Here is a 13295-nt window from a genome sequence, read left to right on the forward strand (position 1 = left end):
GGGTAATTATGGCCAAGCTGACTGAAAAGCAGGTGGAAGATCTGTCCCAAAAGCTTGCCCTGGAATCAAAAAGTGTCTGGGAAGAAGCTGACCAGGAAGCAAGAAAAGAAATATTCGCCCTGGCCGATCGCTACATGGAGTTTTTGGATAAGGCCAAGACCGAACGAATGGCTGTGCAAACCATCCGTGAGTTAGCGGAAAAAAACGGTTTTGCTCCTTTGGATGCCAAGAAAAATGCCAAGGGCTACTTTGCCGCTTATCATGAAAAGGTAATCTTTCTTTTCAGGCCCGGTAAAAAACCGGTCTCCCAGGGCTTGCGCATTTTAGGAGCGCATCTGGATTCGCCCCGGCTCGATCTAAAGGGAAAGCCCTTGTATGAAGACCAGGATCTGGCCTTTCTGAAGACCCATTACTATGGGGGTATCAAAAAATACCACTGGCTTTCCAGGCCCTTGGCCCTGCACGGGGTGGTTTGCCTGGAAAACGGCGAAACAGTCGAGATCCATATTGGCGAGGACCGTGACGACCCGGTCTTTACGGTCCTGGATGTCTTGCCCCATTTGAGCCGCAATGCCCAGGGCAAGAAAAAGGTGGCAGACGCCTTTGAGGCCGAGCGGATGAATATCCTGATCGGCGGCCTTCCCCTGGATGCGGAAAAGGGCAAGGAAAAGGTCAAACTGGCCGTTCTTCAACTGTTACATGAAAAATACGGCATAAAGGAAGAGGATTTCACCTCGGCCGAGCTGGAGGCCGTGCCTGTGGGCAGGGCCAGGCATGTGGGGCTGGACCGCTCCCTGATCGGCGGCTATGGTCATGACGACCGCTGCTGCGCCTATGCCGCCTTGGAGGCCATATTCGCGGCCACAGAGCCTGAGGTGGGCAGCCTGGTGCTTTTGGTGGACAAGGAAGAGATCGGTTCCGAAGGCGCCACTGGTGCACAAAGCCTGTTTTTGGAGCTGTTTTTGGCAGAGCTTCTGGAAAAAACCGGAGAAAAGGCCGAATACCTCAACGTAACCAAGGCCCTTACCACAAGCAGGGCTATAAGCGGTGATGTTTCCGGTGGGTTTGACCCGGATTATCCCGAAGTGCACGAGAAAAGAAACGCAGCCTTTTTGGGCAAGGGCATAACCCTTACCAAATACACCGGCTCCGGCGGCAAGTACTCGGCCAGCGATGCCAATGCCGAATATGTCGCCTGGATCAGGGGCGTGTGGAATCAGGCCGAGGTCGTGTGGCAAGCCGCGGGCATGGGCAAGATCGATGAGGGCGGCGGCGGGACCATCGCCAAATTCCTGGCCAAGCGGGGTATGGAGATCGTAGACGCAGGGCCTGCGCTTTTGGCCATGCATGCCCCCTTTGAGATTATGCATAAGTCTGATCTTTACTCCACTTATCAGGCTTACAAGGCCTTTTTGGAAGCCAAGGCAAAATGAGCCTTGGTGGATTGGAACTGGCCGGACTATCCCTGGGAGGGCTGTTCTTCTCCTCATTTGTGATAGGGCTTTCGGGCGCTGTCATGCCGGGTCCGATATTGACCGTGACCATTAAGCACACCACCCGCCAGGGGATCAAGGCTGGTCCCCTGGTGGCCCTGGGACACTGCTCCCTGGAAGTGGTTTTACTCCTTGCCCTGGCCGCCGGGCTGGGTCCCTTTTTGACCAGGCCCCTGGTCTCCGGGGTGATCGGCGTTTTGGGCGCGGGCATTCTTTTTTGGATGGCCCGGGGAATGCTGCACTCCCTGCCCGGGTTGCGTGTGGATTTGTCCGATGAGGCAAAGGGACAGGCAAGCCCCTTCAGAGACGGCATCATTCTGAGCCTGGCCAACCCCTATTGGACCATCTGGTGGGCCACGGTGGGGCTCTCCTTTATGGCGGTGGCCATGGAGTCGGGCTATGGCTGGCTGGGGCTGGCGGCCTTTTTCCTTGGCCACATCTCAAGCGACTTTGCCTGGTTTTCTTTGATCTCCACAGTTGTTTCCAAGACCAAAAATTTCATCACCGATAAGGTGCTGCGCTGGGTAGTGGGAGTCTGCGCAGTATTCTTGATTGTATTTTCCCTTTATTTTGCGTGGTTTGCCTGCGAAAAACTTCGGGGATGTTTTTGAGGGGGTAAGCCGCCGGTAGGTTTGGGAATTTTGATCCCGGAAACCGGACTCGGCTTGACAAAAAATCTCTGCCGTATTATGACTTTCCCTCAAGCCCAAACAAAGCAAAAACATGGTTTTTCTCCCTCTTTAATATAAACGGCGCTGTCAAGGAGTTTACATGACAAACCAATTCGACCGGTTCGTCGGTACTGACAAGTACATCGTTTCTCCGGCCCTCAAGGATGTGGTCAATGTGGCCATTGCCCTGGGACGCCCGCTTTTGGTCAAGGGAGAACCGGGCACCGGCAAGACCTTATTGGCCCATAACATAGCCAGAGGCCTTGAAAAAGAGCTTTTGATCTGGAACGTCAAGTCCACCACAAAGGCCAAGGACGGGCTTTACGTTTATGACACGGTCCAACGCCTAAACGACTCCCGCTTTGGGGGCGGAGATGTGAGTAATATTAAAAATTATATTCATCTCGGACAGTTGGGTAAGTCGTTCAATACAAGCGAACAGCTGGTTCTCTTAATCGACGAGGTTGACAAGGCGGACATCGAGTTCCCCAACGATCTTTTGAACGAGTTGGACGAGATGAGCTTTTTCATCCCCGAGACAGAGGAGACGATCGCGGCTAAAAACAGGCCCATTGTCATCATCACTTCCAATTCCGAAAAAGAGCTGCCGGATGCCTTTTTAAGGCGTTGTGTTTTTCATTACATTGAATTCCCCACCCCGGAGCTGATGCAGGAGATTGTCAGGGTTCATTACCCGGATCTGGAAAATCGCCTGCTCCAAGAAGTGCTCAAACGCTTTTACTGGCTCAGGGAGATAGACAATTTCCGCAAAAAACCCTCTACCAGCGAACTTCTGGATTGGATCCAGGCCCTGTTGGCAGGCGGTATTAAGCCCGAGACTGTGGCCAAGGAACTGCCCTTTGCCGGGGCTTTAATCAAAAAGGAACAGGATTTAGAGGTATTGGCCAGCGCGGTCAGCCGTTCCGGAAACGGCCGCCTGGGATTGCGGGGGCGTTTCTAGGTGTTTTTGGATCTTTTTTACACCTTGCGCAGTTTAAAGGTGCCGGTCTCGGTCACCGAATGGATGACCCTGACCGAAGCCTTGAGCAAAGGTATGGCCAACTCCAGCCTCACCTCTTTTTATTTCCTGGCCCGTTCGCTCCTGATCAAGTCAGAGGCCTATTATGATCAATATGATCAGGCCTTTGCCCATGTGTTCAGAGATGCGGAAATGCCTGCTGATATAAGGGATGAAATTCTGGACTGGCTGGCCGATCCCATCAACCGGCTGGTGCTTCCTGATGAAGAGCTGGAAAAGCTTAAAAAATGGGATTTGGAAAAACTCCGCGAGGAACTGGAAAAAAGGCTGGCCGAGCAGACAGAGCGTCACGACGGCGGCGGTAAATGGATCGGCACCGGCGGCACCAGCCCCTTCGGTCATTCCGGGGCCCATCCGGCAGGCGTCCGCATAGGCGGACCGGGCGGGGCGGGCAGGGCCATTCAGATTGCGGCGGCCCGCAAGTTCCGCAACTACCGCACAGACGTGACCTTGGATGTCAGGCAGATGAAGGTGGCCTTAAAGCGCCTGCGCCAGTTTGTCAAGGAAGGCCCGGAAGACGAACTGGATATTGAGGCCACTATTGATAAAACCTGTCGCGAGGGTGGCGAGATCGAATTTGTCTTTACCAGGGAGCGCAAGAACAATGTAAAGGTTCTGCTGCTCATGGATTCAGGCGGCTCCATGAACCCTTATGCCAGCCTGGTGAACCGGCTATTTTCCGCGGCCCACCAAAGCGCCCATTTCAAGGATCTTAAGGCCTATTATTTCCACAACTGCATATACCAGGATCTGTACACGGATATGTACACTTCAGAAGCGGTCTCCACTGCTTCCATCCTTAGCAACCTGGGATCTGAATACAAGGTTATCCTGGTGGGGGACGCCCATATGGCTCCTTCGGAGCTTTTGCATCCCGGCGGGGCGATCGATTATTTTTACTATAACGAACAGCCCGGACTGGACTGGCTAAGGCGCATATTAGACCATTTTCACTATTCGGTCTGGCTGAACCCATTGCCGGAAATGGCCTGGATTTCATCTTCCATTCAGATAGTGCGGCGGCTGTTCCCCATGTTCCCCCTGACTGTGGACGGATTGGAAGACGCAGTGCAAAGGCTTATGGTCAAGCACTGATAATTGGGGGAGATTTAGCAATAAAAACGCCCGGCCCTTGGAGAGGCCGGGCGTTTTTATTTTCGGACATAAAATCCTTACATCATGGCTTCCACCCGCTTTAACTCGGGTAGCTGCTCCTTTAAAGCCTTTTCAATCACATTATGCAAGGTGGAGGAGGCATGGGCACAGCCGCTGCACGCGCCGGTGAGTTTGACCAGCACCACATTCTCAGGGCTGACACCCAATAATTTCACATTGCCGCCGTGCTTTACCAGCTCCGGCCGGGCAACCTCCAAGGCCTTTTCAACCTGTTCTTTGCTTAAGGCTGCCATTTTTCTTCTCCTTTGGCGAAAAGCCCCTAAAGACCTGCGTGGCTTTCAGGAGCCAGGCTTATTTTAAAGCTTGGCCTTTATTTTGCGGGCCAGTTCCAAATAAGCCTCTCCCGCCGGGGTGTCGCCCAGGACCACGGGAGTTCCCTTGTCGGAAAGTTCGCGAACCGCGGTGTCCAAGGGCAGGTCGCCCAAATAATCGACACCCAGTTTTTCACACAAGGGCTTCACCGAGCCGTTGCCGAATATTTCATGGCGTTTCTGGCATTCGTCACAGATAAAGTAGCTCATGTTCTCCACAATGCCAAAGACATGGGCGTTTACCGCCTTGAACATGTCCACTCCCTTGACTGCGTCGACCAGGGCCACATCCTGGGGTGTGGTGACCACCACCGCGCCCGTGATGGGGACTTCCTGGGCCATGCTGATCTGCACATCACCGGTGCCGGGAGGCAGGTCCAGGACCAGCACATCCAAAGGCGCCCAGTCCACCTGGTGCAAAAGCTGGCGCACTGCCTTCATGATCAGGGGACCACGCCAGATCAAGGCCTTTTCATTATCCATCAAGTAACCGATGGAAACGGTTTTAATACCGTGGGCCACAATCGGGGCCAACTTGTCGCCGCTGCTGGTGGGCTCGGCGTCTTTAACGCCAAGCATGATCGGCACGGAAGGACCGTAGAGGTCCAGATCCAAAAGACCAACCTTAAGTCCCAGCTTGGCCAGGCCCAGGGCAAGGTTGGCCGCCACAGTGGATTTTCCCACACCGCCTTTGCCCGAGGCCACAGGCACCACCGCAGTCACACCCTCAATGGGAGTGGGGGTGGGGGGCTGGTTCGGGTCCTTGGCCGGGGCGGGCTGAGGCATGTTAAGCTCAAGCTCCTTTACGCCGGGCAGGCCGGAAAGGGCGGAAGCGATTTCATTTTCCAATTTTTCCCGCACATCAGGCGGGGCGGCAATGGGCCGCATCTTTATGACGGCCTTGCCGTCCACCAACCGGGCTTCCTCAATCAGTTCCATGGTGATGAGGTCCATCTCAAAACCCGGGTACTGTACTTTTTTGAGGGCGCTTACGAAGATTTCCTCAATGGCACCTTGCTTGGCTTTATCGCTCATATCGGCTCCTTCTCAAGGCAGCAACCAAATGCGCCGTTTATCTGCGGTTCAGGTGGTGTGATCACCGGGCAGCCTGCTGCCTGGCCAGCCATCTCAACCACGCTTGTGTTTTTAGCCACACCGCCACAAAAAACCAGAACCTTAGGCTTGTAGCGGCGGACCATCTGGGCCACCCTGCGCGCCACCGACCAGTTGATACCGGCCAGAATGCGTGAGGAATGCACCCCCTTTACCAAATGCCCCAATATCTCAGTCTCGCCAAATGTGGCGCAAGTATTGGTTATCTCAACCGGATCCTCTTTGGCCCCGGCCAGTTCCTCCAAGCTTGTATCCATGAGCCGGGCCATATTTTCCAGGTATCGGCCGGTTCCGGCTGCGCAACGGTCGTTGGTTACAAAATCCAAGACCTTGCCGCCTTCCACATGAATAACCTTGCTGTCTTGGCCACCCAACTCAACCAGGGTGAAATCACCAAGCCCTGTCTGGGCCAGGGCTCCTTTGAAATGCGCCCTGATCTCGCTTATGCCGGGCATCTGGGGCAGAGCGGCTTTACCATAGCCGGTGACCACCAACGGCCAGGCGGGGTCCAGACCTAATTCCTTTATATCCAGCCCACCATTGTTGTTCATGTTCCTAACAAAAGGAACCGATTCCCAGGTGTTTTTCTTTATAATCCCGTCCGGGCCGCAAACAACCAGCTTTACCGTGCGGCTGCCTATATCAAGTCCGACCGAAATTTCAAGGGGCCAGCTTTTTATATACCCAAAATCCCCAAAAACGTCAGGGGTTTTTTTAATGTTAGACTCAATCATGGTTCAAACATAAGCTCTCAGGTTGAAGCTGCAAGCTTTCCAAAGACGATGGTCTTGAAATTAACGTAAAACATCGACAAATGCCTCCAGCCTGAGCCTGGTGCGGGGGTCCGCAACTCCGGGGCGGTCTCCCTCCAGGGTCAGAACAGGCATTCTTATGTGCTCCCTTAAGAGAACATCCTGGGACATACGATAGCAAAAGGATTGGGTGTAGTGGATGAGGCCATCTATGTTTCTCAGCTTCACCTGGTCTTTTATATCCCGAATCCGACCGAATATATCATAAGGATAGGTAAAATGGGTATATTGATCCACCAGGTTTTTAATTGGCCTTTCCGGGTTGTCAAGCATGGCGAACTGGCGCGGAACCTCGTTGAAAACCACTTGGGCTCCGAGTTCCGCCAGGGTCTGGTGCAGATTGGTTATTATGGTGGGAACCCCCAGAATGCCGAGCCTGACCAGTCCTTTTTCCGGTGATCGGGTCTTGGCCTGGTTCAGAAAATCCTTTAACTTTTCATGGTAAGTTACAGGATCCCCCTCAAAGTCGGTTGAGCATAACTGCCAGAGGTGGTTTTCAAAGCCCGTCACCAGTCCTTTTTCCCAGGTCATGCGGTCAAGGAGGGCCAGATCCCGCCTCAGGGGAAGCAGTTGTTGGCGAACCTGTTCGGCTTGGCTTAATTCCACATTCAAGGCTGAACAGAGCTGCTTGATTTCGTATTCAAGCTCTTTTTTATCTCGGCTGTGGGGAAAGCCAAAGGGGATAACCCTGCGACCGGCCTCTGTCAACAGCTCCATCAAAACATGGGTGTTGGAACAATCACCCTGCGTCACACCTATGATGGATTCTGCCTCGGGATGCTCCAAACACCATGAATAGATTCCCTTGATCCAGGCGCAGAGGCTTCTGGGAAGCCCAAGTTCTTCGGCTTTATGCACCAGTCCCTTGCAGTTATGATCTGTAATGAAACTGTTGTTCAGGTCCACCGGCAAAAGGCCGGCTGCTAACACCACCTCCACCGGAATGGAAGTAGTGAATGCTAAAGTATGTTTTCTATTGTTGGCAACCATGGTTGCCCAGTATAACCGTCTGAGAGTTAGCTCGCCATTGCCCGGTCCATAAACCGGCCTACAAAATGGAGCTTACGAGGAAAGCCTTTAGATTTGATGTATCTTATCTGAATATTGGAAAGCAATCCGTTTATGGAAGATTTAAAACATCGGAAAAAACAAGTGAAAACATCGGAAAAAAACAATTCGGCTTTTTGCGAGTCGACCATTGACGAAGCCAAACTTCTATTGGCGGAAAAAAGAACCACGCTTGCCATGTTCCGCACAGCCATCTCCATGATGGGGCTTCCCATGGGGGTCTTGAGTTTTTTGATTGCCCTTTCCAGCCACTATCAAGTGTCGGATGTATGGGGCTTTTTACTGCCGCTTCTTGTGTTTTGCGCTTTTTTGTCTTCGGTGGGGATTTATTTGATGATCAGAAGTGTAAAACGACTCAAACATCAACAAAGGCTGTTGGGTGATTTAAAAAAACAAAATCCGGGACTCAAACGCTGGCTTTACTGAAAGCGCTTGGCTGATCAGGGTTATCCAAAATCTGTCTTACAGCCTTAAGAAGGCTGAGCTGCTTAAAAGGCTTGCCTAAGAAACCCAAAGCCCCTTGATCCAAAGCCGAACGCAGCTTCTTTTCCGGTAGGGTGCCGCTGGTTATCAGAACCTTGGCCTGGGGATCAAACGAACGCAGCTCCTGTAAAAAAGCGTGCCCCCCCAGGCCGGGAATCCCCACATTCAGGATAATTAAATCAATTATGCGGGGAAGTTTGAAATAAGTTTCAAGAGCCTCATTGCTTGAGTCTTTGGTTATTACCTCGTAACCTTGCTTTTCTAAAATGCGTTTAGTGATCACAAGCATTTCTTCTTCGTGATCCACTACCAGAACAGTCTCGTTACCTCTCGGCAAGTTGCTGATCTTAAGAGATCTTTCCGTGTCAATCTTTGCTCTTTTAAGGGCGGGTATATAAATTTTAAACTTGGTGCCCATGCCGGGACGGCTGGCGCATTCTATGGCTCCATGGTGGCTTTTGATAATGCCATAGACCGAAGACAACCCCAGGCCTGTACCCTTGTTTCGTTTTTTGGTGGTGAAAAAAGGCTCGAACATGTGTTTGATCGTGTCCTGATCCATACCCCGGCCTGAGTCAGAGACTTCAAGCAATACAAAAGGACCTGGCTCCACTCCAGCCAACAGACGGCATTCGTTTTGATCCAAGCGCAGGTTTCTGGTGGTTATCTCAAAGGTTCCCCCCTTGGGCATGGCGTCTTTGGCATTGCCTGCCAGGTTAAGGAGAATCTGTTCGAGCGAGACTTGATCACCGTTAACAGGCTTAAGTTCAGAGTCTGTCTTGGCTACCAGTTTTATGTTGTCGGGCATGGTGCTCTGCAAAAGGCCCAGAGTTGTCCTTATCGTCCGGTTAAGATTCAGAGGTTTGAATTCCAACTCAACCTTCCTGGAAAAGGTGAGAATCTGACGAACGGTTTTTCTGGCCCGGTCCGCAGCCAAAAGAATCTGCTCCAGATCAGCCATAGATGGCTCACCCTTTTGACCGGCATCTTTGGCCAGTTGGGCGAAACCAACGATAACGCCTAATATGTTATTGAAGTTATGAGCAATTTCACCAGCCATGGTCCCCAGGGATTCCATCTTGCGGGCCTGCCTGAGCTGGCTTTTGAGTTCGCTTCTTTTTTGTTCAGCTTTTCTGATCTGGGTTATGTCCCGCACATGCTCAACCACCAGTTTTATTTTCCCGAACTGGTCCTTGATTGGGTAGAGGTGCACTTCCTTTATGGATTCGTCCCGCGGATCAACAGACTCGAATGATTTGGGGGCGCCGTCTTTAAAAATGGGCTCGGCGTGACACAATCGGCAGGGTTTATCCCTGCCAAAGAGGAGTTCGTAGCATTTTCCCGGTATTTGTGTCCGGGTCCCCTTGGGCATATCAGGCTCGGACCAGTTGGTCATGATGATTTCCCTGGAGGGCGATATCACCACCACCAGGTCCTTGAGCGCGCTAAAGGTGCTTAAAAGCAGATTACGGGATTCTGCCAATTTTTGTTCGGCTTTTTTCTGCTCACTGATGTCTTCCAAAAAACCTTCGATGTATTGAACCTTGCCTTTTGAGTCCCTCACTGTCCAGGCGTAATCCCTGGCCACGAACTCGGAGCCGTCTTTTTTTCTTAGCAACAGTTCGTGCTTTTGAGGTTTATTGGAAAGGATGGATTTCTCCATAATCAAATCCCGTTGGCGAGAATTGACATAAATGGCAGGGGCGTTGTTCCTCATCTCGGCCATAAAGGAAGGGATGTCCGAATAGCCCAGCATGTGGACAAAGGCCGGGTTAACGTTTAGAAACTTTCCATCAACTGTACTTTGGTATATCCCCAGCACGGAATTAATAAAAAGGTTGCGAAACCTGGCTTCGCTTTCCCTTAAGGCCAACTGAATCCTTTCCTGCTTGGTTATGTCCCTTATCAACAGTACGGCATGGGACAATGCCCCGGTCTCCTGACGGAAGGGGAACAGGGAAAATTGCAGGAATTGACTTTTTTGGTTTTGATCTTGCGATTTCCTGTATTTCAGGGGAAAGGTCAGCGTGGTGCCTTGAAAACATTGTTTAAAAGGTTTTTCAAGTTGTTCTTTAAAAAAATTATCTTGCCAGAGATCCCTTAAACAAAGGCCGGTGACCTCTTTGGGGCCGGAAAAAAGAAAACTAATTGCGCTTTTATTAGCGGCCTCAATCTGTAAATCCCTGTTTACCAGTAAAACCGGATCATTTGACGCATTAGTGAAAAATTCAAACCTTCTTTTAACCTCGAGCAGATATCGCCTTTCCGTGATATCCCGGCAGATTCCCCTGAAACCCGTGGGGCAGCCCCAAGGATCTTTAATAAGGGAAACCGAGATACTTAAAAGCCTTATTGCTCCGTCAAGGCCTTTATGCTCCCATTCATAGGAGTTAAGAGTTTTTTGGCCTCTCAGGATTTTGCTAAATTCATTTCTGACTTGGTCCGCCGCTTTTACGGGCATTACTTCTTTGTAACTTTTACCCAGCAACTCTTTTTTCGCACTGCCGAGCATTTTTTTAAATGATCTGTTGCAATAGGTAAAGACACCGGAAGTGTCAACCTCGTAATACCCGTCTTCAATACTCTCCAGAATCGACAGGTACCTCTCCCTGGCCAGCTTGAGATAATGGTTTCCGGCCAGGCTAAAATCCAAAAGCCGGACAAAACAAAGAATTGCAGTCTGATTTTCAAATGCCGTTTTTTGAGTGCGAATTTCCACAGGAGTGGGGGGATGGTTGGGAATCGTCAATTTAAGCTTCGCCTGGAACCGGCCAAGCTTCATGGTTTTCATAATAATATTTGTATCGTTATGGGTTAGGTCGTCCGTGAGGATTTTATTAAACTCAAGACTAATAATTTCACTTGAATTGCAATGTACAAGTTCGCAAAAAGCCTGGTTAACTTTTTGGATCACACCAGTTTCATTGATCAGGAATAAAGCCTGATCAGCGTTTTCCAAAAGGGCATCTACAAGCTCCGGCTCTGTTCCATTCTCTTTATGGTAACCGATAGTTTCGCAAGCTGAGAGAGAGAACCCTTGTTCTTCATCGCCCATATGAGGCATCCGAGCACTCCTCGCCTTGGGCAGATATTATTTCGTTAATTAGACCTGTTAAGATATCGGCTTTCAAATGTTCGCTATTATTACATTAAACCACTGTAAATAGCAAGGTAATATGCAATTGGATTTAAAAGCCTCTAAAACCAACAACTAAATAACATTAAAATACTCATAATTCTTTTATTTGACAGGGCAACTTTCTTGTGGTTTAACTTGTGCAAACTTATTCTCAGGGCGGGGTGAAATTCCCCACCGGCGGTATTCCGTTTTTTTACGGAGAGCCCGCGAGCGCTTCTTTTTTTTAAAAGAGGGTCAGCAGATCTGGTGAAAGGCCAGAGCCGACGGTTACAGTCCGGATGAAAGAGGATAGGGCAGTTTAACCCAAGCGCGTAAAGGGCATATTCCCGCCGTCCTTTATGTCCCTGTGGCCGGATTTTTTCCAGCTGTCTTTTTCTGCGCCCTGATTCTGGTACACCCTGTTGTTTCATAAGGAGATTTACCATGAATCAGTCTTTACTTTCCATTTTTGGCTCCCCTTCGGAAAGGTTGCAGGCCGCTTTACATGCCCTGAAAAAAGGGCAGGGAGTATTGGTGGTTGACGACGAAAACCGTGAGAACGAAGGAGATGTGATTTTTTCCGCCGAGCATTTGACTGATGAGCAGATGGCGCTTTTGATTCGCCATTGCAGCGGAATTGTCTGCCTTTGCCTGCCCCCTGAAAAGACAGACAAATTGGGACTTAAGCAGATGGTGGAGGAGAATAAAAGCCGCTATGGCACGGCGTTTACTGTTTCCATAGAGGCTGCTCAAGGCGTAACCACCGGTGTATCCGCCGCAGACCGGGTGTGTACGGTGAAGGCGGCCACAGCTCCTGACGCTTCTTCTGCGGATATCAATCACCCCGGTCACGTCTTCCCCTTAAAGGCCAGAAAAGGCGGGGTGTTGGAACGAACCGGCCATACCGAGGCCACGGTTGACCTGATGCGACTGGCCGGATTGCAGCCCTGTGGCGTATTGTGTGAGCTGACCAACCCGGACGGCACCATGGCCCGCTTGCCGGAGATAGTGGAGTTTGGCCAAAAGCACCAAATGCCGGTATTGAGCGTGGAAGACATTGTGGAATACAGAAAAAAGACAGAGACTATTGAAATTTTGGCCAGTTAAATAATTACTTATACCGAAAAGGGTTTCAGCCGGATTTGTTCGTCCGGCTGAAACCCTTTTGGCCTAGGTCTGGCTTTTTTCGGAAAGCCACCTGATCAGCAGATCATAAAAATCCCGGCTCACCCTTTTCTCCAACCATGGGTCATGCCCACAGTCTTGCCATTGCCGGAATTCCATATGGGGGATGTATTTTTTTAATTCCCTGTGAATTTCTCTGCCGGGATGAGGGTCATACTCCCCATGCAGCATGATAGCCGGCAGGTCTATGCATGCGAAAGCTTGTGGGTAGATTCTTTTTTCCTGGCATTTCAACATGTCTTGCCAGGTTTCGTGGTGCGTCATGGCGTTGCATTGGGGAAGCTCGGGCTGAGGCCGGGCATCCAGGCAGTACAGCGGCCTGATGGCCAACCCCATAGCTGCCAGGTTTCTATCCGGATCGCCATTTTTTTGATTCAAGGCATTTAATTTTTTTTGCAGGTCTTGGGTCATGCGCTTTTTAAGCGTTCTTTGCATAAGCTCCCTGGAAGTAAGGTCAAAGGCGCCGCATCCCACCAGGACCAGGGAGTTCAGGCGCTTTTGGCTAAAGGCGGCATAGGCCAGGGCCAGCATGGCGCCCCAGGAGTGCCCAAGCAAGGTAACCTTTTCAGCAGGACAAAAGTGGCGGATCACCTCTTCCAGATCCGCTATATGATCACTTACCTTTATAGGATGCCCGGGCCCAGTTCTTTGAAACGGCTCCAACACCCTGAATTTTTCTGCCAACACCTCGGCCACCGGAGAAAGGTATCCCCAGGCTGCCGGGCCGCCGTGCAAGAGCACGACCCACGATCCGCTATCACCATAAGTTCTGGTTTTTAACATTTTTCTGCCGTTTAGAGCTATTCAAGCATAAAAATTTAAAAAA

General features: G+C 50.8%; 12 protein-coding genes and 1 riboswitch. Of the genes, 6 read left to right on the plus strand and 6 right to left on the minus strand.

Going from position 1 to position 13295, the window contains the following annotated elements; all coding sequences use genetic code 11:
- The first annotated feature begins 8 nt into the window (after positions 1-8).
- The 4 genes from X474_RS12950 to X474_RS12965 all read left to right on the plus strand — a co-directional run bounded on the left by X474_RS12950 (position 9) and on the right by X474_RS12965 (position 4298).
- A complete protein-coding gene (locus X474_RS12950; protein ID WP_044349446.1) occupies positions 9-1433 on the plus strand; it encodes an aminopeptidase in 1425 nt (474 codons plus the stop codon).
- Complete coding sequence (locus X474_RS12955; protein WP_044349448.1) at positions 1430-2104, plus strand: LysE family translocator; 675 nt, start codon at positions 1430-1432, stop codon at positions 2102-2104. The genes X474_RS12950 and X474_RS12955 overlap by 4 nt, the downstream gene beginning before the upstream one ends.
- A 160-nt stretch (positions 2105-2264) precedes the next feature.
- Positions 2265-3125 (plus strand): AAA family ATPase, encoded by an 861-nt coding sequence (locus X474_RS12960; RefSeq protein WP_044349450.1) that lies wholly within the window; start codon positions 2265-2267, stop codon positions 3123-3125.
- Positions 3126-4298 carry a vWA domain-containing protein gene (locus tag X474_RS12965; protein WP_044349451.1) on the plus strand — a complete coding sequence of 391 codons (1173 nt, stop codon included), beginning with the start codon at positions 3126-3128 and terminating at the stop codon, positions 4296-4298.
- Between the two features lie 77 nt (positions 4299-4375).
- Here X474_RS12965 and X474_RS12970 read toward each other — a convergent pair whose 3' ends face one another.
- From X474_RS12970 to X474_RS12985, 4 genes are all read right to left on the minus strand, one after another.
- A complete protein-coding gene (locus tag X474_RS12970; RefSeq protein WP_044349453.1) occupies positions 4376-4612 on the minus strand; it encodes a NifU family protein in 237 nt (78 codons plus the stop codon).
- 63 nt (positions 4613-4675) lie between these two features.
- Positions 4676-5725 (minus strand): Mrp/NBP35 family ATP-binding protein, encoded by a 1050-nt coding sequence (locus X474_RS12975; protein ID WP_044349455.1) that lies wholly within the window; start codon positions 5723-5725, stop codon positions 4676-4678.
- The gene (locus X474_RS12980) at positions 5722-6537 is read right to left on the minus strand and encodes an acyl-CoA dehydratase activase (protein ID WP_052515174.1); all 816 of its coding nucleotides are present in this window, start codon (positions 6535-6537) and stop codon (positions 5722-5724) included. The genes X474_RS12975 and X474_RS12980 overlap by 4 nt, the downstream gene beginning before the upstream one ends.
- Positions 6538-6597: 60 nt before the next feature.
- Positions 6598-7605, minus strand: coding sequence for a 2-hydroxyacyl-CoA dehydratase family protein (locus X474_RS12985; protein WP_044349457.1), 1008 nt, complete (start codon positions 7603-7605; stop codon positions 6598-6600).
- A 162-nt stretch (positions 7606-7767) separates the two neighbouring features.
- Here X474_RS12985 and X474_RS12990 point away from each other — a divergent pair, with 162 nt between their 5' ends.
- Positions 7768-8109 (plus strand): DUF202 domain-containing protein, encoded by a 342-nt coding sequence (locus X474_RS12990; RefSeq protein ID WP_044349517.1) that lies wholly within the window; start codon positions 7768-7770, stop codon positions 8107-8109.
- On the opposite strand, the gene X474_RS12995 is transcribed toward X474_RS12990, so the two are convergent.
- Positions 8090-11230, minus strand: coding sequence for a hybrid sensor histidine kinase/response regulator (locus X474_RS12995; protein WP_052515176.1), 3141 nt, complete (start codon positions 11228-11230; stop codon positions 8090-8092). The two genes, X474_RS12990 and X474_RS12995, sit on opposite strands and share 20 nt — an antisense overlap.
- Before the next feature lie 218 nt (positions 11231-11448).
- Positions 11449-11599: riboswitch (FMN riboswitch) on the plus strand.
- Between the two features lie 129 nt (positions 11600-11728).
- Here X474_RS12995 and ribB point away from each other — a divergent pair.
- A complete protein-coding gene (ribB, locus tag X474_RS13005) occupies positions 11729-12391 on the plus strand; it encodes a 3,4-dihydroxy-2-butanone-4-phosphate synthase (RefSeq protein WP_044349461.1) in 663 nt (220 codons plus the stop codon).
- A 63-nt stretch (positions 12392-12454) separates the two neighbouring features.
- Here ribB and X474_RS13010 read toward each other — a convergent pair whose 3' ends face one another.
- Complete coding sequence (locus X474_RS13010) at positions 12455-13252, minus strand: alpha/beta fold hydrolase (RefSeq protein WP_082464348.1); 798 nt, start codon at positions 13250-13252, stop codon at positions 12455-12457.
- Positions 13253-13295 lie beyond the last annotated feature (43 nt).

It is taken from the genome of Dethiosulfatarculus sandiegensis (assembly GCF_000931935.2).
GTDB classification, from domain to species: Bacteria; Desulfobacterota; Desulfarculia; order Desulfarculales; family Desulfarculaceae; genus Dethiosulfatarculus; species Dethiosulfatarculus sandiegensis.